The 20,923-nt window shown below is 61.8% G+C and carries 21 protein-coding genes; 14 read left to right on the top strand and 7 right to left on the bottom strand.

Translation table 11 applies throughout. The features are described 5' to 3' along the window. Positions 1-36 precede the first annotated feature (36 nt). Complete coding sequence (locus FIU94_RS03950; protein WP_152464538.1) at positions 37-729, bottom strand: SGNH/GDSL hydrolase family protein; 693 nt, start codon at positions 727-729, stop codon at positions 37-39. A 154-nt stretch (positions 730-883) separates the two neighbouring features. Here FIU94_RS03950 and smpB point away from each other — a divergent pair, with 154 nt between their 5' ends. The 4 genes from smpB (at position 884) to FIU94_RS03930 (ending at position 4,138) form a co-directional block, all read left to right on the top strand. Continuing rightward, positions 884-1,372, top strand: coding sequence for an SsrA-binding protein SmpB (gene smpB, locus FIU94_RS03945; RefSeq protein WP_152464537.1), 489 nt, complete (start codon positions 884-886; stop codon positions 1,370-1,372). Further along, positions 1,365-2,018: a glutathione S-transferase family protein gene (locus FIU94_RS03940; RefSeq protein WP_152464536.1), complete on the top strand. Its 654-nt coding sequence runs from the start codon at positions 1,365-1,367 to the stop codon at positions 2,016-2,018. Before smpB ends, FIU94_RS03940 begins: the two co-directional genes overlap by 8 nt. Before the next feature lie 79 nt (positions 2,019-2,097). Further along, positions 2,098-2,952: a 3-mercaptopyruvate sulfurtransferase gene (sseA, locus tag FIU94_RS03935; protein ID WP_152464535.1), complete on the top strand. Its 855-nt coding sequence runs from the start codon at positions 2,098-2,100 to the stop codon at positions 2,950-2,952. A gap of 1 nt (position 2,953) precedes the next feature. Next, complete coding sequence (locus tag FIU94_RS03930; protein WP_152464534.1) at positions 2,954-4,138, top strand: amino acid aminotransferase; 1,185 nt, start codon at positions 2,954-2,956, stop codon at positions 4,136-4,138. 100 nt (positions 4,139-4,238) lie between these two features. Here FIU94_RS03930 and FIU94_RS03925 read toward each other — a convergent pair whose 3' ends face one another. The 3 genes from FIU94_RS03925 to FIU94_RS03915 form a co-directional block, all read right to left on the bottom strand. Beyond that, positions 4,239-4,421, bottom strand: coding sequence for a CsbD family protein (locus FIU94_RS03925; RefSeq protein ID WP_152464533.1), 183 nt, complete (start codon positions 4,419-4,421; stop codon positions 4,239-4,241). A 221-nt stretch (positions 4,422-4,642) separates the two neighbouring features. Continuing rightward, positions 4,643-5,950 (bottom strand): ammonium transporter, encoded by a 1,308-nt coding sequence (locus FIU94_RS03920; protein WP_152464532.1) that lies wholly within the window; start codon positions 5,948-5,950, stop codon positions 4,643-4,645. A 29-nt stretch (positions 5,951-5,979) separates the two neighbouring features. Further along, on the bottom strand, positions 5,980-6,318 hold the full coding sequence (locus tag FIU94_RS03915) for a P-II family nitrogen regulator (RefSeq protein ID WP_152466937.1): 339 nt from the start codon (positions 6,316-6,318) through the stop codon (positions 5,980-5,982). 256 nt (positions 6,319-6,574) lie between these two features. Between FIU94_RS03915 and FIU94_RS03910 the strand changes: the two genes are divergently transcribed. The 8 genes from FIU94_RS03910 (at position 6,575) to FIU94_RS03875 (ending at position 15,952) form a co-directional block, all read left to right on the top strand. Beyond that, positions 6,575-8,818, top strand: coding sequence for a transglycosylase domain-containing protein (locus FIU94_RS03910; protein ID WP_152464531.1), 2,244 nt, complete (start codon positions 6,575-6,577; stop codon positions 8,816-8,818). 409 nt (positions 8,819-9,227) lie between these two features. Then, positions 9,228-10,964, top strand: coding sequence for a type I secretion system permease/ATPase (locus FIU94_RS03905; protein ID WP_152464530.1), 1,737 nt, complete (start codon positions 9,228-9,230; stop codon positions 10,962-10,964). After that, on the top strand, positions 10,961-12,271 hold the full coding sequence (locus FIU94_RS03900) for an HlyD family type I secretion periplasmic adaptor subunit (RefSeq protein WP_152464529.1): 1,311 nt from the start codon (positions 10,961-10,963) through the stop codon (positions 12,269-12,271). The genes FIU94_RS03905 and FIU94_RS03900 overlap by 4 nt, the downstream gene beginning before the upstream one ends. 72 nt (positions 12,272-12,343) lie before the next feature. Beyond that, positions 12,344-12,802, top strand: coding sequence for a RidA family protein (locus tag FIU94_RS03895; protein WP_152464528.1), 459 nt, complete (start codon positions 12,344-12,346; stop codon positions 12,800-12,802). Further along, positions 12,799-13,560 (top strand): glycerophosphodiester phosphodiesterase family protein, encoded by a 762-nt coding sequence (locus FIU94_RS03890; RefSeq protein ID WP_152464527.1) that lies wholly within the window; start codon positions 12,799-12,801, stop codon positions 13,558-13,560. The genes FIU94_RS03895 and FIU94_RS03890 overlap by 4 nt, the downstream gene beginning before the upstream one ends. Before the next feature lie 45 nt (positions 13,561-13,605). Further along, entirely contained in the window at positions 13,606-14,793 is a 1,188-nt protein-coding gene (locus tag FIU94_RS03885; protein WP_152464526.1) for a GNAT family N-acetyltransferase, read from the top strand. Further along, positions 14,790-15,098, top strand: coding sequence for a 4a-hydroxytetrahydrobiopterin dehydratase (locus tag FIU94_RS03880; RefSeq protein WP_152464525.1), 309 nt, complete (start codon positions 14,790-14,792; stop codon positions 15,096-15,098). The genes FIU94_RS03885 and FIU94_RS03880 overlap by 4 nt, the downstream gene beginning before the upstream one ends. Next, entirely contained in the window at positions 15,098-15,952 is an 855-nt protein-coding gene (locus tag FIU94_RS03875; RefSeq protein WP_254702608.1) for a mechanosensitive ion channel family protein, read from the top strand. The genes FIU94_RS03880 and FIU94_RS03875 overlap by 1 nt, the downstream gene beginning before the upstream one ends. Positions 15,953-16,010: 58 nt before the next feature. On the opposite strand, the gene FIU94_RS03870 is transcribed toward FIU94_RS03875, so the two are convergent. Beyond that, positions 16,011-16,499 carry a peroxiredoxin gene (locus FIU94_RS03870; protein ID WP_152464524.1) on the bottom strand — a complete coding sequence of 163 codons (489 nt, stop codon included), beginning with the start codon at positions 16,497-16,499 and terminating at the stop codon, positions 16,011-16,013. Between the two features lie 89 nt (positions 16,500-16,588). Here FIU94_RS03870 and FIU94_RS03865 point away from each other — a divergent pair, with 89 nt between their 5' ends. Continuing rightward, complete coding sequence (locus FIU94_RS03865) at positions 16,589-17,800, top strand: NAD(P)/FAD-dependent oxidoreductase (RefSeq protein ID WP_152464523.1); 1,212 nt, start codon at positions 16,589-16,591, stop codon at positions 17,798-17,800. After that, positions 17,797-18,351: a 16S rRNA (guanine(966)-N(2))-methyltransferase RsmD gene (rsmD, locus tag FIU94_RS03860; protein ID WP_152464522.1), complete on the top strand. Its 555-nt coding sequence runs from the start codon at positions 17,797-17,799 to the stop codon at positions 18,349-18,351. Before FIU94_RS03865 ends, rsmD begins: the two co-directional genes overlap by 4 nt. A gap of 2 nt (positions 18,352-18,353) precedes the next feature. Here rsmD and FIU94_RS03855 read toward each other — a convergent pair whose 3' ends face one another. Then, on the bottom strand, positions 18,354-19,565 hold the full coding sequence (locus FIU94_RS03855) for a PLP-dependent aminotransferase family protein (RefSeq protein ID WP_152464521.1): 1,212 nt from the start codon (positions 19,563-19,565) through the stop codon (positions 18,354-18,356). 513 nt (positions 19,566-20,078) lie between these two features. Beyond that, positions 20,079-20,906: a type I methionyl aminopeptidase gene (gene map / locus FIU94_RS03850; RefSeq protein WP_152464520.1), complete on the bottom strand. Its 828-nt coding sequence runs from the start codon at positions 20,904-20,906 to the stop codon at positions 20,079-20,081. Positions 20,907-20,923: the final 17 nt, after the last annotated feature.

Here is a 20,923-nt window from a genome sequence, read left to right as displayed (position 1 = left end):
GAAGTCCTGCCGGGCAGCGTCAGGTGAGACAGTTCTTCAGAAACTGCTTTTCTGAGCCTTCTTGATTGCCTCCGCCACGCGCCGTGCCGCAGCTGCACTACCCTTGGGCGAGGGGTGGATCATATCGGCCGCATGAAAACTCCTGTCCCCAAAGGGCACCATGTCCGCAAGCGTCACGAAAGTCATGCCCGGATCACGCGCCGCCAGTTTGGCAATGCGTGCCTCAAGCGCGTCGCCAAGCGGTTTGCACCCTTCTATTGGCGAGCCGCGGCCGGGGCTGCGCAGATAACCCACATAGATCACCCGCGCGCCATCGGCGCGGGCACGTGCCACGACTGAGGGGATGGCCCCGCGTTTCCCGTCCGGCGAAATCAGCCGCGCCATCTTGCGGGTGCATTTGCCGCAGCCACAGCCCATCCACAAATCGTTTCCGCCGCCATTCATCACGACAACATCCCATTTGCCGGGCCGGTATTGTTTGGAAATGTTCATCCCCAGCGCCCCGGTGATCGGCAATCGGTAGAGGTGGCGTGCACCGGTCACCGCTTTGCTTTTGACGCGGGTTTTCAATAGGGACGACAACACATGTGGGACGGATTGGCGGGCCGAGCCGTTCGACGTCATGAAACTGTCGCCCATAACCAGGACGTTCATCCGCTCCGCCGCAACGGCTGTCGACCCGAAAGACAACACATAGACCATTCCAAGAGTGACCAGAAGTGCACGCATGACATCCCCCTTCATCTGATGCTGCTGTATCTGCCACATTTGTGACACAGGATTCGGGCGAAATTATGGAAATTCGGTCGAATTCTGGTGTACAATCTGGTCTGGCGCATCGGTACTGTTGCGCACGGCGCGCGCGCGCCTTACATCGCTGGGCATGACACAGGTCAAAACATCCTCCAAGTCCGATCCCAACTACAAGGTGATCGCTGAAAACCGCCGGGCCCGGTTCGATTATGCAATTGAGGAAGACCTCGAGTGCGGCATCGTGCTGGAAGGATCGGAGGTCAAATCACTGCGCCAAGGGGGCGCCAACATCGCCGAAAGTTATGCGGCTGTCGAGGACGGCGAACTGTGGCTGGTGAATTCCTACGTGGCGCCCTATGCGCAGGCCAAGACGTTTCAGCATGACGAACGGCGGCGGCGCAAGCTTCTGGTTTCGCGCAAGGAAATGTCCGACCTGTGGAACGCCACCCAGCGCAAGGGCATGACGCTGGTGCCGCTTGTGATGTACTTCAACCACCGCGGTATGGCGAAGATCAAGATCGGCATCGCCAAGGGCAAGAAGAACCATGACAAGCGCGAGACGGCAGCCAAACGCGACTGGTCCCGCCAGAAGGCGCGTCTGCTGAAAGATCATGGCTGAACCGTTCGAGCTGATCGGTTTCCGCTACTCTGTCTACACCCGTATCGTGCGCATCGCGCTGATCGAAACCGGGACCAAAGCGCGCTATCTCGAAGTCGATCCGTTTGCGGGCGACGCCGCGCTGGATCGGTTCACGCCGCTGGGAAAGGTCCCCGTTTTGCGCCACGGTAACTTTACCCTGACCGAGACGGCGGCAATCCTGCGCTACCTGGCGCGGATCACCGGATGCGGCCATCTGCTTCCCGAAGATCCCCGGACGCTTGCCCGCATGGAGCAGGTGATGGGCGTGGCGGACTCCAGCCTGTATTGGCCCCTGGTGCGGCAGGTCTTTTCTCACGGCTTTTACGGCCCGCTCATGCAGGAAGCGCATGACCCGCGACAGGTGGCCGTCGGTCTGGAAGCGGGTCGGCCGGGGCTTGAATTGCTTGATGCCATCTCGGCGGAGGGGCTTGTGCTGGGCGGTGAGAGCCGCAGCCTCGCGGATCTGCATCTCGCGCCGATGATCGACTATTTCACACGAGTTCAGGCAGGGGCAGAGGCGCTGGCGGAATATCCTGCGCTCTGTGCCTGGTGGCGTGGCATGGCGGACAGCCCCATGTTGCTGATGACCGAGCCGTTTCCATCCGCCGCGCCTCCTGTAGAGTGAGGCGGGGGCGGCCCTCCCCTTGCCAGTTGGCATCCGCTTGGCTAGGCAGACAACGTAGCATTTTCTGGAAGGACCGTTCATGGCCGATGATCCCAAGACGCTGGTGTCCACCGCCTGGCTGGCGAAGCATCTCAAAGACCCGGACATGCGATTGCTGGACGCGTCCTGGTATCTGCCGGATGCGGGCCGCGACCCCAAGGCAGAATACGACGCGGCGCATATTCCGGGCGCGCGGTTCTTCGACATCGAGGATATTTCCGACGCGCGATCCGACTTGCCGCACATGGCCCCCCCGGTCGAGAAATTCATGTCGCGGATGCGCGCGATGGGCGTGGGGGACGGGCATCAGGTGGTGGTCTATGACGGCGCGGGCCTGATGTCGGCGGCGCGTGTCTGGTGGCTGTTCCGCCTGATGGGTCAAGAGAACGTCGCGGTGCTGGATGGGGGCCTGCCCAAGTGGGTCGATGAGGGGCATCCGACCGAGGATATGCCGCCGATCCCGCGCGACCGTCACATGACGGTCCGCCTGCAGAACCATCTGGTGCGCGACGTGACGCAGGTGGCGCAGGCGTCGAAGTTGGGCGACCCGCAGATCGTCGATGCGCGCCCGCCAGCCCGGTTCCGGGGCGATGCGCCCGAGCCGCGCGAGGGGCTGCGCGCGGGGCATATCCCCGGGTCGCGCAACGTGCATTACCAGACCTTGCTGAACGACAACAACACAATGAAGGACCCCGACGCGCTGCGCGCGGTCTTCGAGGCGGCGGGTGTCGATACGGCCAAGCCCGTAATCACGACCTGCGGGTCGGGCGTGACCGCCGCGATCCTCGCGCTTGCGCTTGAGCGGATCGGCCAGAGCAACTGGTCGCTCTATGACGGATCCTGGGCCGAATGGGGCATGTTCCCCACGGTTCCAATCGCTACCGGAGACGCATGAAATGTTCGAAACACTGAAAAACCAGCCTGCTGACAAGATCCTGACCCTGATGCAGATGTACCGGGACGATCCGCGCGAGGACAAGATCGACCTCGGCGTAGGCGTCTACAAGGATCCCACGGGGCTTACCCCCGTGATGCGCGCCGTCAAAGCGGCGGAACACCGGATCTGGGAGGCACAGGACACCAAGGTCTATACCGGGCTGGTCGGGGACCCGGCTTTTTCCGATGCGATGATCGGACTGGTCCTGGATGGGGCCGTGCCGCGTGACACGGTGGCAGCCGCGGCGACGCCCGGCGGCACGGGTGCCGTGCGGCAGGCGTTCGAAATGATCCAGATGGCACGGCCCGACGCGCGGGTGTTCGTGTCGGACCCGACATGGCCCAACCATCTGTCGATTCTCAAATATCTGGGTATCGAAGTGGTAAACTACCGGTATTTCGACAGCGATACCGGCGGGGTGGACTTTGACGGTATGGTCGAGGACCTCAAACAGGCCAGGGCCGGTGATGTGGTCCTGCTGCATGGTTGTTGTCACAACCCGACGGGGGCCAACCTGAACACCAGCGAATGGGATGCTGTTATCAAGGTATTGCAGCAAACCGGTGCTACGCCGATGATCGACATCGCCTATCAGGGGTTCGGTGACGGTTTGGCGGACGACGCCGCTGCGACGCGCAAGGTCGCGGCAGCGGTGCCCGAATGCCTGATCGCGGCAAGCTGTTCCAAGAACTTCGGCATCTACCGGGAACGTACCGGTCTGTTGATGGTGATCGCTGCGGATAGCTCTGCGCGCAAGCTCAACCAGGACACGCTGGCCTTCCTCAACCGCCAGAATTACAGCTTTCCCCCGGACCACGGGGCGCGGGTCGTCACGACGATACTGAACGACGCTGACCTACGGTCAGACTGGATGCAGGAACTGGAGGACGTGCGAAACACCATGCTGGGCATCCGCACCCAGCTTGCCGCGGAACTGCAACGCCTTTCGGGATCGGACCGGTTCGGTTTCCTCGGTCAGCACCGCGGCATGTTCTCGCGCCTGGGGACCACGCCCGAAAAGGTCGAGGAGCTGCGCGAGAAACACGGCATCTATATGGTAGGTGACAGCCGCATGAATATTGCCGGGCTGAACCAGCAGACTGTGCCGATCCTTGCGCGGGCCATCATCGACGTCGGCATCTGAGCAAGCCTGGCGACCACCAATGCAAAACCCCCGCGTCGATAGGGTCGGCGCGGGGTCTTTCTTTGGTGCACTTTGGTGCAGATATGGATTTTCAGACTGATCAGATCTTGTTGCCCAAAGCGCCCTTGATTTCGCCCTTGGCCTTTTGCGCGTCGCCCTTCACCTTTTGGGCTTCGCCTTCGCTGCGGAGCTTTTCGTTACCGGTGGCCTGGCCTGCGGCCGATTTCGCCGCGCCGGCGGCTTTGTTGGCGGCGCCTTTTGCCTTGTCTGCGATTTCACCCATGATCGTGTTCTCCTGATCGGGCCCGGAAGAGTAGCGCGCCGATCGCGGTTCCTGTTCCAGTATCCTGATAACCGCTTCTGTGATCCGCCGGTTCCCGGTGTCCTGTGCGGCGTGTCGCGGATCAGCCATTTTTGGCCGGTCGCTACCCTGCCGTTGATCTGGGGGCATGAAAAAACCCGGCCTCGAAAGGCCGGGTTGGTTCTTTCAGGACTGAGGGAGGGTCAGCCCTTGGAGAATTCAGGGTAGGCTTCCATGCCCAGTTCAGAAGTGTCGAGCCCCTGAATTTCGGCTTCTTCGCTGACGCGGATGCCCATCACGGCCTTGAGAATGCCGAAGACGATGATACTGGCCACGAAGACGAAGATACCGATGGCAACAAAGCCGATGATCTGGGTCACGAAGGATGTGCCGTCGGTGTAGACTGGTACAACCAATGTGCCCCAGAAGCCCGCGATCAGGTGGACCGGGATCGCACCGACCACGTCGTCGATCTTGAGCTTGTCCAGGAAGGGCACGGCAAAGACCACGATGACACCGCCAACGGCACCGATCCACAGTGCGCCAAGCAGGGTCGGGTCAAGCGGACCTGCGGTGATCGACACCAGCCCGGCCAGCGCGCCGTTCAGCACCATCGTCAGGTCGACCTTGCGGTACAGCACCTGCGTCAGGATCAGTGCCGCCACGGCACCGGATGCGGCGGCCATGTTGGTGTTGGCAAAGATCTGCGCGACCGCGTCCACGTCTTCCAGTGTGCCCATGGCCAGCTGGGAGGCGCCGTTGAAGCCGAACCAACCCATCCAGAGGATGAACGTACCCAGCGTGGCAAGCGGCAGGTTGGAGCCCGGCATCGGGACGACGCGGCCGTCTTTGGCGTATTTGCCGATCCGCGGCCCAAGCAGCAGGGCACCGGCCAGGGCGGCAAAGCCACCTGCGGCGTGTACCAGCGTGGAACCGGCGAAGTCGGAGAAGCCCATCGCGGACAGGAAGCCGCCGCCCCACTGCCAGGATGCCTCGATCGGGTAGATCAGGCCGGTCAGCACCACGACGAAGATCAGGAAGGGCCACAGCTTGATCCGCTCGGCCAGGGTGCCCGACACGATGGAGGCGGTCGTGGCGCAGAACATCAGCTGGAAGAAGAAGTCCGAGGCGTTGGAATAGCCGCCGGCGTCAACTTCTGTCTTGATGTCCTTGGGCGCGATCGTGCCCAGCACGCCGTCCATCATCCAGTTGCCGTCGCCGGGGTACATCACGTTGTAGCCGATCAGCCAGTACATGATCGCCGCTATCCCGAAGAGGCCCATGTTCTTGGTCAGCTGGGTGGTCACGTTCTTGGAGCGGACCAATCCAGCTTCGAGCATGGCAAAGCCTGCGGCCATCCAGAACACCAGGAAGCCGCCGATCAGGAACAGCAGCGTGTTGAAGATGAAGGTCGTCTGCGAGAGCGAGGCGAATTCAGCATCCTGCGCCGCCCCCAGCGTGGGCACCAGCGCGATCGCGGTGGCCAACGGAATATACTTGAGTTTGTTCATTTCGAGTTTTCCTCAGTTCTATGGGAGGGTCAGATGGCGTCTTCGCCGGTTTCGCCGGTCCGCACGCGCACCGATTGTTCGACATCGAGCACAAAGATCTTGCCGTCGCCGATCTTGCCGGTTTTGGCGGTTTTCGAAATTACCTCGACCATCTGATCGGCCACGCTGTCGGCGACGACGAGCTCCAGTTTGACCTTCGGGACGAAGTTCACGACGTATTCCGCACCGCGGTAGATTTCCGTGTGGCCCGACTGCGCGCCAAATCCCTTGATTTCAGTTACCATCAGCCCGCGCACACCCGCTTCGGTCAGTGCTTCGCGCACTTCCTCGAGCTTGAATGGCTTGATTGTTGCGATAATGAGTTTCACCTTCTGAATCCCTCTTCCGGTTGGCAGGATCGACCTGCGTGATGCCACTGCAGAAAACAGGCTATCGAGCTGTGGGTGGAAGGTTTGACCGAAGGGTTTGGGCGGATTTTCGCCCTCATTTGCATAATATGTAGGCATAAATGGCAAATTGCATAAAAAATAATCAAAATAATGATGGGCATTGCGCTTTGCTGCGCTAAACAATCTCGCATTTGCAGCGTAAGATGGAAAAAAGACAGGCGAGCAGGCCAGACTCATGAGCGATTCATCCAAACGAAAACGCCCGTTGGTGGCGGACCGTCGGTATCAGTCAAAGGGTAAGCCCACGGGTAAGAAAACCGCAAAGAAACCCGCGGCAAAGGCCGCGCCGGTGCGCCGCAAGGCCACGCGGGCAAGAAAGCCGCGTCGCGGTGGTCCTCTTGGGTTGCTGTCGGCGCTGGCATCCTGGTTCGTGCGGCTGATCTGGAAGATCACCTGGCGCGTCACCGCTGTCGTTGTTCTGTGCCTCGCATTGGCGGTGGGCTATTTCTACACCACGCTGCCCCCGCTTCAGGCGCTGCTGGACGGACGTGCGCGTGGGTCGGTCACGCTGCTGGACCGCAATGGCGACGTCTTTGCCTGGCGCGGCGACCAGTTTGGCGGCGTCGTGACCGCCGAGAGTGTGTCGAGACACCTCAAGAATGCGGTGATCGCGACCGAGGACAAGCGTTTCTACCGCCATCTGGGCGTCAGCCCGCGCGGCATCGCCTCTGCCGTGCGCATCAACCTCAGCGAGGGGCGCGGCCCGCTCTCGGGGCACGGCGGCTCGACGATCACTCAGCAGACCGCCAAACTGATCTGTCTGGGCGAACCCTATGATCCATCTTCCGGCCAGACGGAGCAGGAATACGAGGCGGGCTGCCGGGCCGGCAACCTTCAGCGCAAGGCTAAGGAGGCGCTTTATGCCATGGCGATGGAGGTCAAGTATTCCAAGGATGATATCCTGTCGATTTACCTGAACCGCGCCTACATGGGCGGCGGTGCCTATGGCGCGGAAGCGGCGGCGCAGCGATTCTTTGGCAAATCCGCGTCCGAGGTGAACCCGTCGGAGGCCGCAATGCTGGCCGGGCTTTTGACGTCGCCTTCTGTCCTTTCACCCACGAATGATCTGGATCGCGCGCAGAACCGTGCGGCGACCGTTATCCGGCTCATGCGGGAGCAGGGCTATCTGACGGCGGCGGAGGCCGAGACGGCACAGGCCAACCCGGCGGTGTTGTCCGATGCGGCGGAGGCGCGTGCGGGCGGCTACTTTGCGGACTGGGTGATGTCCACCGGACCGGAATTCTTTACCCGGAACACGACCGAAGACGTGATTATCCGAACGACCTTGGATCAGCGTATTCAGAGGGCCGCCGAGGAGGGGCTGAAATACGTCTTCGAAAACAAGGTGCGCGAAGGGTCAGAGGCGCAGGCGGCGATCGTCATCATGTCGGCGGACGGGGCGGTGCGCGCGATGGTGGGCGGGCGCAAGACCAAGGTGCGCGGTGCCTTCAACCGCGCGACCCAGGCGCTGCGCCAGACCGGGTCGGCGTTCAAGCCGTTCGTCTATGCCGCCGCGCTCGATCTTGGGTATTCTCCCAACGACATCGTGGTCGATGAACCTTTGTGCATGAACATTCCCGGCTCGGGCGAATGGTGTCCCAAGAATTACACCAATCGCTTTCTCGGGCCGGTCACACTGACCAATGCGCTCAAGGACTCGCTGAATATTCCTGCGGTCAAGATCTCCGAAAGCGTCGGTCGGGATTTGGTGAGCCGGGTCGCCGCGCAATTCGGCATCAAGAACGACCTTGCCGCTGGGCCTGCGCTGGCGCTTGGCGCGTCGGAAAGCACCCTGACCGAGATGACAGGGGCATACGCGGGCATTCTCAACGGCGGCTCTTCGGTCACGCCCTACGGCCTCGTGGACCTGCGATTGATGGGCGATAATGAGCCGCTGATGGGCACCGGCGGGGGGATCGGCGAACGGGTGATCCAGGAAGATGCGGCGCGGCAGCTGGTCTACATGATGGAAAAGGTCATATCCGAAGGCACCGGGCAACGGGCGCAGTTCGGCGGGCGTGAACTGGCGGGCAAGACCGGTACGACCTCGGCCGCCAAGGACGCCTGGTTCATCGGCTTCTCGGCGGACTACGTCGCCGGTGTCTGGATGGGGTATGACGATAACACCCCGCTCAAGGGCGTGACGGGCGGCGGTCTGCCCACCGACATCTGGCGCGAGGCCATGAGCCGCGCCCACGAGGGGACTGAACTGAAGGGCTTGCCGATGGCGCCTCCCGTCGCTCCCAGCGGCCTTGGGGAGCAGGACCCGGTGCTGGCTTCGGATCCGATCCCGGTGGACGAAACCGGTGGCAACCAAGGCAGCGGGAACATCATCGACCAGGTTCTGCAGGACATCTTCGGTGGCGGCAGCACCGGGTCCGGCAGTGGGGCATCTGCGCCCCGACCGACGGAAAGGTGATTCTTCTCATTTCATGATGGTGGCCACGCAAAAGCTGATTTTTCCTATTGCGGATAACCGGCCACTATTCTTGCACAGATGTTTCTCCCATCTCGGGACGGTGCTGCGCAATGCCCTGCCGGGTACTGGTTGATTTGCGCTGCGACGGCTTGCGGCAGGGGGGCGTTTCGAAATCCGGCAGGGTGTGGACATGGGGATGTCATTGGCGCTGACGGTGGAGGTCACGGGAAAACCCGGTGCATCCGTGCGTGTCAGCGGCGCCCTGCGTTGGATGTGACCGCGCCACAGTTGCCGCGCCCCGTTCAATCTTGGAATGGAAATTCGCTGTTAAACTGGTTATGCCATTGACGGGCATCGCCTTTGAGAATTGGCGGAGCTGTTTTGACGTTCCTTGGGCAGGAAGGCGCAGATGCGTGATGAAGTAACCCGACGCGGCTTTGCCGAACTGCGCGCCGTGCGCAAACGCAGCCGCAGCCTGTTCTGGACGGTCGCGCTGTTCAGTCTGTTCGCCAATCTGCTGATGCTGACGGGTCCGCTTTACATGTTGCAGGTCTATGACCGGGTGCTGGGTTCGGGGTCCGAGGAAACCCTGATCGCGCTGTCGATTTTGGTGGTCTTTCTCTATGGGATAATGGGGGTGCTAGACTATACCCGCGGTCGCATCATGGCGCGCGTAGGCGCGCGGTTCCAGGATGCGCTGGATCGCCGTGTATTCGACGCGGTTGTGCGCAAATCCGCCATCGCGCCGGACACCCGTACCAGCGGAAACCTGTCCGACCTCGAGGCTGTGCAGCGGTTGCTGACGTCGCCGGTGTTGATGGCTTTTTTCGATATGCCGTGGACACCGATTTTCTTTGCTGCGATTTTTCTCTTTCATCCTTTGCTGGGCTGGATGGCGGTCGGTGGCGCGGCTGTGCTGATCGCCATCACCTTTGCCAACCAGCTGCTGTCCCGTAACTCTCAGTCCAAGGCGGGGCAGGCGGGCCAAGCGGCCGGATCCATCGCGGACCAGATCCGGACAGAGGCCGAGATGGTGCAGGCCATGGGCATGCGTGATGCCGCTTTCGACCGCTGGCAGAAAGCGCGGGGTGAGGCGCTGGAAAGCCAGATCAGGGCGACCGATGTCGGCGGCACGTTCACTTCCATGACCAAGACCCTGCGCCTGTTCCTGCAATCGGCGATGCTGGGTCTGGGTGCGTATCTGGTCCTCCAAGGGGAAATGACCGCAGGTGCGATGATTGCAGGGTCCATCCTGTTGGGTCGCGCGCTGGCGCCGGTGGAAATGGCGCTGAACCAGTGGCCCATCGTGCAGCGCGGGCGCGAAGGCTGGCAAAATCTCGCGACGTTGCTGGGCGCCGTTGCGCCAGAGCCGCCGCGCACGGCCCTGCCGAAACCGGCGGCCAAGCTGGTCGCGAAGAACCTGACGGTGGTGCCACCGGGCGAACGGCAGGCCTCTCTCAAGTCGATCAACTTCAACGTGGAGCCGGGGCAGGCGGTCGGGGTCATCGGCCCATCGGGCGCGGGCAAGACGACGCTGGCGCGTACCCTCACTGGCGTCTGGCCCCCGGCGGGGGGCTACGTCCGGCTGGACGGCGCGGCGCTGGAGCATTACGGGACCGAGGTTCTGGGCCAGCATATCGGATATCTTCCCCAGCGCGTGCAGCTTTTCGACGGCACCATTGCTGAAAACATTGCACGGCTTTCGCCGCAGCCGGACGATGCCAAAGTCGTCGACGCGGCCAAGAAAGCGGCGGCGCACGAGATGATCCTGGAATTGCCAAAGGGCTATGACACGGTGGTCCGCGCGGGTCAGGTCCGGCTTTCGGGCGGACAGATGCAGCGCATCGGTCTGGCCCGTGCGCTTTACGACGAGCCGGTGATCCTGGTGCTGGACGAGCCGAATTCGAACCTCGACAATGTCGGGTCGCAGGCGTTGAACCACGCGATCCGGTCAATGAAGGCAGATGGCCGGTCGGTCCTGATCATGGCGCATCGCCCCGCCGCGATCCAGGAATGCGACACCCTGCTGGTTCTGGACGGTGGCATGCGCATGGCCTTTGGGCCCAAGGACGAGGTGCTGGCAGGAATGGTCAAGAACGCGCGTGCAATCCAGTCGGCGCCTGCCGATGCGGGAGGTGTCACATGAGCGGTCCTTCCCCCAACCGTTGGTCCGCCACCGCGCCGGTGATCTTTGGCTTCATCGGCCTTCTGGTGCTGGTTGGCGGCTTCGGCACCTGGGCGATGGTCTCGCAAATTTCGGGTGCGGTCGTCGCCTCCGGTCGGATCGAGGTCGACCGTAACCGTCAGATCGTTCAGCACGAGAACGGTGGCACGGTGGCCGAGATCCGTGTGGACGAGGGCGACAATGTGGTCGCTGGCGATCTGCTGCTGCAACTGGACGGACAGCAGATCGGCTCGCAATTGGCCATCGTCGAAGGGCAACTCTACGAGTTGATGGCCCGGCGGGGCCGTTTTGAGGCCGAGCGTGACGAAGTCGAGCAGATTACCTTCGATGATGAATTGTCAGAGGCCAGCAGCCGCGACCCTGAAATCGCCGAATTGATGGAGGGTCAGCAGAACCTGTTCATGGCCCGCCGTGCCTCTGTCGCGCGGGAGACCGAGCAACTGGGCAAGCGGCGCGACCAGATCGGTGCACAGATCAGGGGAGTTGCGGCACAGGAAACCGCGCTTGAAGAACAGTTGCAGCTGATCGAGCAGGAATTGGCCAACCAGCAATCCTTGCTGGACCGGGGGCTGGCACAGGCCACCACGGTTCTGAACCTGCAGCGCGAAAAGGCCCGGCTGACCGGGCAGATTGGTGAACTGGCAGCCAGCCGCGCCCAGTTGGAAGAACGCACCACGGAGATCGAGATCGAGATCCTGAAGCTGGGAACCGCCGGACGCGAAGAGGCGATCACCCGCCTGCGGGATTTGCGCTACCGCGAGCTGGAGCTTGTGCAGCAACGCCGCGCCTTGCTGAACGAAATAGATCGTCTGTCGGTGCGCGCACCGGTTTCGGGCATCGTCTATGGCTTGCAGGTGCAGACACCCCGGTCCGTGGTGCGGCCGGCGGAACCTTTGATGTTTCTCGTGCCGCAAGACCGACCGCTGGTGATTGCGGCGCGGGTGCTGCCGATCCATATCGACCAGATCGCGGTCGGCCAGCAGGTGAACCTGCGCCTTTCGGCGCTGGACCAGCGCACGACACCGGAACTGGTGGGCCAGGTCCTGCAGATATCTGCCGACTCGATTGAAGACGAGGCAAGCGGTCAGTCCTATTTCCGGGCCGAGATCGCGTTGAACCCCGGAGAGATGGAAAAGCTGCCCGAGGGGTCGATCCTGCTGCCCGGTATGCCGGTGGAGGCATTCATCCGTACCGGCGACCGGTCTCCCATGGCGTATCTCGTGAAACCGGTCGCCGACTATTTCGCACGCGCGTTCCGGGAAAGTTGATCCGGGGGCTTTCGGACTCCGCGCCGCGGCGTTAACTTTTGCGCAAGCAGCATTGAAGGGAAGGACCAGTTCATGGGTATTGCAGATCGTTTGGCCGAGCTTGGCGTCACATTGCCGGATGCGCCCGCACCAGCAGCCAACTACGTCCCCTATGTGCAGGTCGGCAGCACACTTTACGTCTCGGGCCAGATTTCCAACGGCCCCGATGGGTTGATCACCGGCAAACTGGGTGCCGACATGGACGTGGCACAGGGGGCAGAAGCGGCAAGATCCTGTGCGATCAACCTGCTGGCGCAGGTCAAGGCGGCCTGCGGCGGCGATATCGAACGGCTGGACCGGGTGGTCAAGTTGACGGGTTTCGTCAACTCCACACAGGATTTCACCGATCAGCCCAAGGTGATCAACGGCGCATCCGATTTTCTGGTCGAGGCGTTGGGCGATGCCGGTCGCCATGCACGTTCCGCGGTCTCGGCGCCGTCGCTGCCTGTGGGCGTGGCGGTCGAGATCGAAGGCATCTTCGAAATAAAATGAGCTTGCCGCGCGCCTTTCACACGATCCCGCTGGCCCATAGAGGGCTGCACGATGTGAATGCCGATCGACCCGAGAACAGCCGCGCCGCCTTCCGTGCGGCGATCGACGCGGGCTACGGGATCGAATTGGACGTGCAACTGACCGCGGACAATGCCGCGATGGTCTTTCACGATTACGCGCTGGAGCGTTTGACAAACGGCACCGGCCCTGTGCGGCTTCGCAGTGCCGAGGATTTGGCGGGCACCCGGCTGAAGGGCGGGCAAGAAGGGATCCCCCCGCTTGCCGACGTGCTCGATCTGGTTGCGGGGCGGGTGCCCCTGCTGATCGAGCTCAAGGATCAGGACGGCGGCATGGGCCCTGACATCGGCCCCCTGGAAGCGGCGGTGGCGTCGGCGCTCGAAGGGTATGAGGGGCCGGTGGCGGTGATGTCCTTCAACCCGCATTCGGTCGCCCGGATGGCCGACCTGCTTCCCGAGGTGCCGCGCGGGATTGTGACCAGCGCCTATCGCTATGAAGACTGGCCCTTGCCGCGCGCCACCTGCGACGCACTGCGCGAGGTACCGGACTTTGACCGGGTCGATGCCGCCTTTATCAGTCACGAGCTGGACGATCTGGCACGCCCCCGCGTGGCGGAGATCAAGGCAGGGGGGGCGTTCATCTGCTGTTGGACGATCCGGGACGTCGGACAGGAGATGCAGGCGCGCAAGGTCGCGGACAACATCACCTTCGAAGGGTACATGCCTGCCATTCCCGCTTGATCCGGCGCGAGGCCGAACCAGATAAGGGAGAGGCAGGAAAATGGCATGAGCGCACAAGAGATTGAAATCAGGGTGGTTCCCCACCTGTCCGAGGTCGGGCAGGCCGATTGGGATGCCTGTGCCTGTCCCGAAACTGCGGATGGCGGTGCGCCCAACGATCCCTTCACGACGTATCGCTTTCTTTCCGCGCTCGAACAAAGCGGGAGCGTGGGTCCCGGCACCGGCTGGCAGCCACAGTACATCACGGCCTCGGTAGAGGGGCAGGTGATCGGGGTGGCGCCGCTGTACGCGAAATCCCATTCGCAGGGAGAATACATCTTCGACCACAGCTGGGCGCATGCCTATGAACGGGCAGGGGGCCGGTACTATCCCAAGCTTCAGATCGCCGTGCCGCATACGCCTGCGACCGGGCGTCGCTTTCTGACGCGGACGGGGTTCGAGCAGACCGGGCTGGCGGCGCTGGCGCAGGGCGCGGTCCAGTTGACACAGAACAACAGCTTGTCATCGCTGCATGTCACTTTCTGCACGGCCGAAGAGGCGGCCCAGGCAGAAGACCTGGGATTGATGGTACGCATGACCCAGCAATTCCACTGGCGCAACCAGGGCTATAACGACTTCGACGATTTTCTCGCCAACCTCAACTCGCGCAAGCGCAAGAACCTGCGCAAGGAACGGGCGCAGGCCCAGGGATTCGGCGGAACGATCAGGACCTTCTCCGGCGATGAGTTGTTGCCGGAGCACTGGGATGCCTTCTGGCAGTTCTATCAGGACACTGGCGCGCGTAAATGGGGTACGCCCTATCTCACCCGTCGCTTTTTTGACATCGCACAGGAGACGTTGCGCGATGACATTGCGCTGGTGTTGGCTGAACGGGACGGAAGGTGGGTCGCGGGGGCGCTGAACTTTATCGGGCGCGACGCGCTTTATGGCCGTTACTGGGGCTGTATCGAACATCACCCCTGCCTGCATTTCGAACTGTGTTACTATCAGGCCATCGACATTGCCATCGCGCGTGGGCTGAAAACGGTCGAGGCCGGTGCACAGGGCGAACACAAGCTGGCGCGCGGGTATTTGCCGACGCCCACCTGGTCCCTGCACTGGATGCGGGATCGGGGTTTCGCCAGCGCCGTTGCCGAATACCTGCAAGCAGAGCGGGATGCCGTAGACCAGGAGATTGAGATCCTCACGGACTACGGCCCTTTCAAACACGTTCATATGGAGGAACAGGAATGACCGAGAAATTGAGTGACGAGACCCGCCGCACCGTCCTGCAGCCGTTGTTGGAAAGCGGCTGGGAACTGGCCGAAGATCAGGACGCCATGCACAAGACGTTCGAATTCGACAATTTTGTCGAGGCTTTCGGTTGGATGACACGGGTGGCCATCTGGGCCGAAAAATGGGATCACCATCCAGAATGGGACAATGTGTACAAGACGGTAAATGTCACCCTGACCACGCACGATGCTGACGGGCTGACGACACTGGACGCAAAATTGGCCCGCAAGATGGACGGCTTGTACGGAACAGAGAAAGACTGATGGAACAGGAACTGACCAATTTTCTGAACACCGAAATCTGGAATGGCAGAAGCATTTCGGACGTATTGACACTGGAATTCCTCGCCAGCACGGCAGGCTCCATCCTTGGGGCTGTCGTGATCCTTTTGTTGGGTTGGATCATCTCCAGCTGGTTGCAAAGCAGGGTTCAGAAACTGGGCAAGAGCAGTCGTCATCTGGACGACATGCTGTTCGAATTCCTTGCCTCCATCGTGCGCTATGTCGTGCTGGGTTTCACGATTCTCTTCGTGCTCAACACCTTCGGCGTACAGACGACATCGGTCGTGGCGGTTATCGGTGCCGCCGGTCTGGCAATCGGCCTTGCGCTGCAAGGGACGTTGTCGAACGTGGCCGCAGGGGTGATGCTGATCCTGTTCCGGCCCATCAAAATTGGCGATTTCGTCGAGGTGGCAGGCAAGATGGGGACGGTCAAGCAGATCAACCTGAACTTCACCGAACTCGCGGACTTGACCAACGTGCACGTAATCGTTCCCAACTCCGAGGTTTGGGGCAATGTCATCGACAACTATTCGGTCAATCCGACCCGCCGCGCGGAATGGACATTCGGTGTTGGCTACGGCGCGAACCTCAAAGACGCGGAGACGATTATCAGAGACACGATCATGGCAGACTCCCGCGCCATGGAAGAACCGGAACCCTTTATTCAGGTCACAAACCTGAACGACAGTTCCGTCGATTTTCTGGTGCGAGTGTGGTGCAGCGCCGCAGATTACTTCGCCTTCAAGGCCGACATGACCCGTCAGGTCAAGGAAGCCCTGGACGCCGGGGGCGTCGATATTCCGTTCCCGACACGCACACTCGTTCAGGCGGGCTGAGCGGGCGAATTCGGAACGGGGCGGGCGCGATCAAGAACGCGCCCGCCCGCGGTTTTCGTTACATGCTGGCCAGTAGGCTCTCGCCGGCGGAGACTTCGCAGACGCCGGGGTTTTCCTCTGGTTGGAAGAGAGTAACCTTGCCGTCTTCGATCAGCATGGCATATCGCTTGGACCGGGCCACAAGCCCGGCGGGCGGTGCGTCAAAGTCCATGCCGATGGCTTTGGTGAACTCGGAAGACGCATCGGCAAGCATGGTGATCCCCGCCTCCGTCGCGCCTGTCGCCTCTCCCCAGGCCTTCATTACAAAGGGGTCGTTGCAGGACACGCAGATGATCTCGTCCACGCCTTTGGCGTCGAACTGGTCCTTGGTGCGTACAAAACTGGGAACATGGGCAGAGTGGCATGTTGGCGTGAACGCTCCCGGGACGGCAAAGACCACCACCTTGCGGCCCTTCACCTTGTCGGCCATTTGCACCGGCTGAGGGCCGTCCGACCCCATCTGAACGAGGGTCGCGTCGGGCAGGGTATCACCTGTTGAGATTGTCATCCGCTGGGCCTTTCATGGTATTGTGTTGGATCAATGCGACCATATAGGTTTCGCCCATCGGTGCGAGCGGAAAATCGGAGAGTGGATAGATGAAGCATGTGGTTGTCATCGGGGCCGGCCAGGCCGGGTCATCCTGCGTGGCCAAGCTGCGCAACAGTGGCTTCGAGGGCGATGTCACCCTGATTGGCGCCGAACCCGTACCGCCCTACCAGCGTCCGCCGCTGAGCAAGGCCTATCTTATGGGTGACATGACGCTGGAGCGCCTCTACCTGCGACCGGAGGCGTTCTACGCCGACAACAACATCACGCTGCGCATGCATTCGGAGGTCGAGAGCATTGATACCAACGCGCAGACACTGACGGTTTCGGGGGAAACCCTGGCGTATGACGAACTGGTGCTGACCACCGGCTCGACACCGAACCGCCTGCCCGAGGCCATTGGAGGCAACCTTGACGGTGTTTTCGTGGTGCGGGACCTTTCGGATGTCGACACGATGGCGCCGCGCTTCGCTCAGGATGCAAAGGTGTTGATCGTCGGCGGCGGCTACATCGGGCTGGAAGCGGCCTCCGTCGCGGCCAAGTTGGGCCTGAAGGTTGTACTGGTGGAGATGGCCGACCGCATTCTGAAGCGGGTGGCGGCGCCAGAAACCTCCGATTTCTTCCGCGAATTGCATCACCGCCACGGCGTGGACATTCGCGAGGGCGTGGGGCTGGATCATCTCATGGGCGAGGCGGGCGCGGTGATTGGCGCGCGCCTGACCGACGGGACCGAAATCCCGGCGGATTTTGTCATTGTAGGTGTCGGCATCCGCCCCGGCGTCGCGTTGGCAGAGGCCGCCGGCATCGAGATAGAGAACGGCATCCGGGTCGACGCGCAGGGCCGGACGTCGGTTCCGCATGTTTGGGCGGCAGGCGATTGCGCATCTTTTCCTTACCGGGGTGAGCGTATCCGTCTGGAGTCCGTTCCGAACGCCATCGAACAGGCCGAAGCGGTGGCCGCGAATATCATGGGCGCGGAAAAGGATTATATCGCGAAGCCCTGGTTCTGGTCCGATCAATATGACGTCAAGCTGCAGATCGCGGGGCTGAACACCGGCTACGACCGGGTCGTGACCCGGCGGGTCGATGCGGATTCGATCGGGTTCTGGTATTATCGGGGAGATGAACTGGTGGCCGTGGACGCGATGAACGATCCGCGCGGCTATATGGTGGGCAAACGCCTGATAGAGGCGGGCAAATCGCCTGATCCGGAGGTCATCGCAGACCCGACGACGGATCTGAAGGCGCTGCTGAAGGCGTGAGGATCATCGCCGGGAGATTTCGAGGCACGGCGCTTGCGGCCTTGGGCAAGGGTGATGCGGCTGCGCATCTGCGTCCTACGTCCGACCGGGTGCGTGAAAGCCTGTTTTCCATGCTGACCCACCGCGACGTGATCGAAGGGGCGCGGGTGCTCGACCTTTTTGCCGGAACCGGGGCGCTGGGGCTGGAGGCGCTGTCACGCGGTGCGCGCGAGGTCTGTCTGATAGAGAACGGGCGCGCGGGCCAGCGGCTGATCACCGAGAACATCCGCAAGCTGCGGGTGGAAACCGAAGCGATGCTGATGCGCAACGATGCGACCCGGCTGGGGGCGTGGCCGAATGCGCCTTTCGATCTTGTCTTTCTTGACCCGCCCTATGGCCAGAACCTGGGGCAAAGCGCGTTGAAAGCGGCTGGCACGCAGGGATGGCTGAGGCCAGATGCCACTGTCGTCTGGGAAGAAAGCGCCCCCATGCAGCCGCCTGAGGGTTTCGCCCTGCTGGACAACCGGCGGTTCGGCGACACACACGTGACGCTGTTGCTGTTTACCGGTTGATTTCAGGCTGCGGCGCGGATTGCCGCCGCCAGACGCTTGATGCCCTCCGAGATTGCTGCGTCGTCCGCCAGAGAGAAGCTGAGGCGCAGTGTATTGGCCCCGGAGCGGTCCGCAAAGAAGGCCTGTCCCGGCACGAAAGCGACCCGCTGGCTTTCCAGCGAGACGTGCAGCAGGTCGGTGCCGTTGATGTTCTTGGGCAAAGTGACCCAGACGAACATGCCGCCCTCCGGCTTTGTCCAGGTCACGCCTTCTGGCATGTGCGTTTCCAGTGCCGACAGCATTGCATCCCGGCGCGCGGCATAGGTGCGGCGCAGCTTGGCGGTATGGTCCGCGAACACGCCACGCGCCACGGTGTTGATCGCCATCTGGTTGATGGTCGATGAATGCAGGTCGGCGGCCTGTTTCATCAGGACCAGTTGGCTGATCACGTTGGACGCGCCGCAGATCCAGCCCACTCTCAGCCCCGGCGCCAGCGACTTGGAAAAGCTGCCGCAGTACAGCGTCCGGCACTGTTCGATATCGCCTTTCCGCGCGATTTCGAGCGCCAGCATCGGCGGAACCGGCTCCCCGTCGTAGCGCAACACCTGGTAGGCTGCATCCTCGATCACCGCGATGTCCAGATCGTCGGCGAGGGTCAGGATGCTCTCGCGCGCAGCATGGTCCAGCGTTTCGCCGGTGGGATTGGCGAAGTCCACGGACGCATAGGCGAACTTGACCCGGCCTCCATTCGCGCTGGCCGCAGCGGCATAGTCTTCGGCACTGCGGTTGCCCCGTGGGATCAGTCGGTCGTAGGTCGGTTCATAGGCATTGAACGCGCCCAGCGCGCCAAGGTAGGTGGGCCAGCCGATCAGTGCCGTGTCGCCCGGCGATAGCATCAGCTTGCCAAGGTAATCCAGCGCCTGCTGGGAGCCCGAGGTGATCAGAACGTTCTCGCGGGTGCAAGGCGCGCCCAGCTCTGCCATCTGGGTCGCGATCCAGTCCCGCAGGGGGGCATAGCCTTCGGAAACGGAATACTGCAGCGCGGCACTGGCATTGGCCGGTGACAGGGCATCGGCCAATGCCGATTGGAACGCTTCGGTCGGGAACAATTCCGGGTCGGGGATGCCGCCTGCAAAGGAGATGATGTCGGGCTGGTCCAGCAGCTTGAGCAACTCGCGGATTTCACTGGCCTTCATGCGGTCCATGCGTGTGGCGAAAATCTGATGCCAGTCCATGGTGATATCCTCCCTTTTTGGGGGAGGTAATCACGAAAAGAAATCTATGGCAATATTTCTTACCTAATTGAAACGAAAGTTGCCGAGTGCGGGTTCGAATTGGCGAATATGCAATGTCGCCCCCCGATGAGAGCGCCGGTTGATATCCTGTCCTACCAAAGAAGACATGTCATTTATGACATGTCTTCATTTTGAAGGGAGTGAAGTTCGGTCGGGCTGCGGATCTTGCAGGGTTGTCCGAGGCCGCTAACCGATGTCGCCCAGATGGCCGTCTGACGTTCAAAGGCTGTAAAGGCCCGGCCGTCGTGCTATTTCCCTTCACATGACAGATTTGACGGTGCCACACTGGGCCTTGCCAATACCGCACGCGAGCGCCGACGACCGGACCGCGCCGGGCCGCAAACCTGTCGGCCCCGCGGTCATCATCACGGATGCGATCACACCTGTCGCGGGGGAGACCTTGTTAAGTCTGATGATGAAGCGGCTGGCAGAACACAAAGACGACCCGGAAGGTTAGCCGCCGTAGGTCGGATGAAACAAGTTCGACGGGGACAGGGTAAAGATTTCGACCCCATCCTCCGTCACGCCGACGGAATGTTCGAATTGCGCCGATAATGACTTGTCTCGCGTCACGGCCGTCCAATCATCCGACAGCGTTTTCGTCTCTGCCCGACCGAGGTTCACCATCGGCTCGATGGTGAAGAACATGCCAGGTTCCAGGACAGCACCGGTGCCGGGCCGACCGTAGTGCAGCACGTTCGGCGGGGCGTGAAACACACGGCCCAGGCCATGACCGCAGAAATCGGTGACGACGGACATGCGCTGCGCTTCCACGAAGGACTGTATCGTATGGCCGATGTCACCAAACGTGTTCCCCGGCTTCACGGCCTCGATGCCCCGCATCAGGCTGTCGTGTGTCACGTTGATCAGGCGCTCGGCCTTGCGTGGCAGTTTGCCCGCGACATACATCCGCGACGTATCCCCGAACCATCCATCGACGATCACGGTGACGTCGATGTTCAGGATGTCGCCATCCTTGAGCTTCTTGTCGCCGGGGATGCCGTGGCAGACCACGTGGTTCACGCTGATGCAGGAGGCGTGCTGATAGCCCTTGTACCCGATGGTTGCTGATTTCGCACCCGCTGCCTTGACCTTCTCCTCGATCAGGCGGTCGATCTCGCCCGTGGTCTGGCCGACAACGACATGCTCCGCGATTTCATCCAGGATCGTCGCCGCCAGTCGCCCGGCAGCATGCATTCCGGCGAAATCCGACGGATCGTATATGCGGATGCCGTCCTTTGTGACGCGGCCACGGTGCTGTTCGTTCACCGGCTTCTCCATGAATTTTCCATTCCGTT

The organism is Sulfitobacter sp. THAF37, assembly GCF_009363555.1.
GTDB lineage: Bacteria > Pseudomonadota > Alphaproteobacteria > Rhodobacterales > Rhodobacteraceae > Sulfitobacter.
The sequence above is the reverse complement of the archived record's forward strand: the minus strand, read 5'-3'. Positions and strand labels throughout refer to the sequence as shown.

Excerpts from the sequence above, each read along its gene's own strand:
- FIU94_RS03875 (WP_254702608.1), top strand. The coding sequence starts at position 15,098 with ATGGAACAGGAACTGACCAATTTTCTGAACACCGAAATCTGGAATGGC.
- FIU94_RS03930 (WP_152464534.1), top strand. The coding sequence starts at position 2,954 with ATGTTCGAAACACTGAAAAACCAGCCTGCTGACAAGATCCTGACCCTG.
- FIU94_RS03880 (WP_152464525.1), top strand. The coding sequence starts at position 14,790 with ATGACCGAGAAATTGAGTGACGAGACCCGCCGCACCGTCCTGCAGCCG.
- FIU94_RS03910 (WP_152464531.1), top strand. The coding sequence starts at position 6,575 with ATGAGCGATTCATCCAAACGAAAACGCCCGTTGGTGGCGGACCGTCGG.
- FIU94_RS03950 (WP_152464538.1), bottom strand. The coding sequence starts at position 729 with ATGCGTGCACTTCTGGTCACTCTTGGAATGGTCTATGTGTTGTCTTTC.
- FIU94_RS03895 (WP_152464528.1), top strand. The coding sequence starts at position 12,344 with ATGGGTATTGCAGATCGTTTGGCCGAGCTTGGCGTCACATTGCCGGAT.
- FIU94_RS03870 (WP_152464524.1), bottom strand. The coding sequence starts at position 16,499 with ATGACAATCTCAACAGGTGATACCCTGCCCGACGCGACCCTCGTTCAG.
- FIU94_RS03855 (WP_152464521.1), bottom strand. The coding sequence starts at position 19,565 with ATGGACTGGCATCAGATTTTCGCCACACGCATGGACCGCATGAAGGCC.
- smpB (WP_152464537.1), top strand. The coding sequence starts at position 884 with ATGACACAGGTCAAAACATCCTCCAAGTCCGATCCCAACTACAAGGTG.
- FIU94_RS03900 (WP_152464529.1), top strand. The coding sequence starts at position 10,961 with ATGAGCGGTCCTTCCCCCAACCGTTGGTCCGCCACCGCGCCGGTGATC.
- FIU94_RS03885 (WP_152464526.1), top strand. The coding sequence starts at position 13,606 with ATGAGCGCACAAGAGATTGAAATCAGGGTGGTTCCCCACCTGTCCGAG.
- FIU94_RS03890 (WP_152464527.1), top strand. The coding sequence starts at position 12,799 with ATGAGCTTGCCGCGCGCCTTTCACACGATCCCGCTGGCCCATAGAGGG.
- FIU94_RS03905 (WP_152464530.1), top strand. The coding sequence starts at position 9,228 with ATGCGTGATGAAGTAACCCGACGCGGCTTTGCCGAACTGCGCGCCGTG.
- FIU94_RS03865 (WP_152464523.1), top strand. The coding sequence starts at position 16,589 with ATGAAGCATGTGGTTGTCATCGGGGCCGGCCAGGCCGGGTCATCCTGC.
- FIU94_RS03920 (WP_152464532.1), bottom strand. The coding sequence starts at position 5,950 with ATGAACAAACTCAAGTATATTCCGTTGGCCACCGCGATCGCGCTGGTG.
- sseA (WP_152464535.1), top strand. The coding sequence starts at position 2,098 with ATGGCCGATGATCCCAAGACGCTGGTGTCCACCGCCTGGCTGGCGAAG.
- FIU94_RS03925 (WP_152464533.1), bottom strand. The coding sequence starts at position 4,421 with ATGGGTGAAATCGCAGACAAGGCAAAAGGCGCCGCCAACAAAGCCGCC.
- map (WP_152464520.1), bottom strand. The coding sequence starts at position 20,906 with ATGGAGAAGCCGGTGAACGAACAGCACCGTGGCCGCGTCACAAAGGAC.
- FIU94_RS03940 (WP_152464536.1), top strand. The coding sequence starts at position 1,365 with ATGGCTGAACCGTTCGAGCTGATCGGTTTCCGCTACTCTGTCTACACC.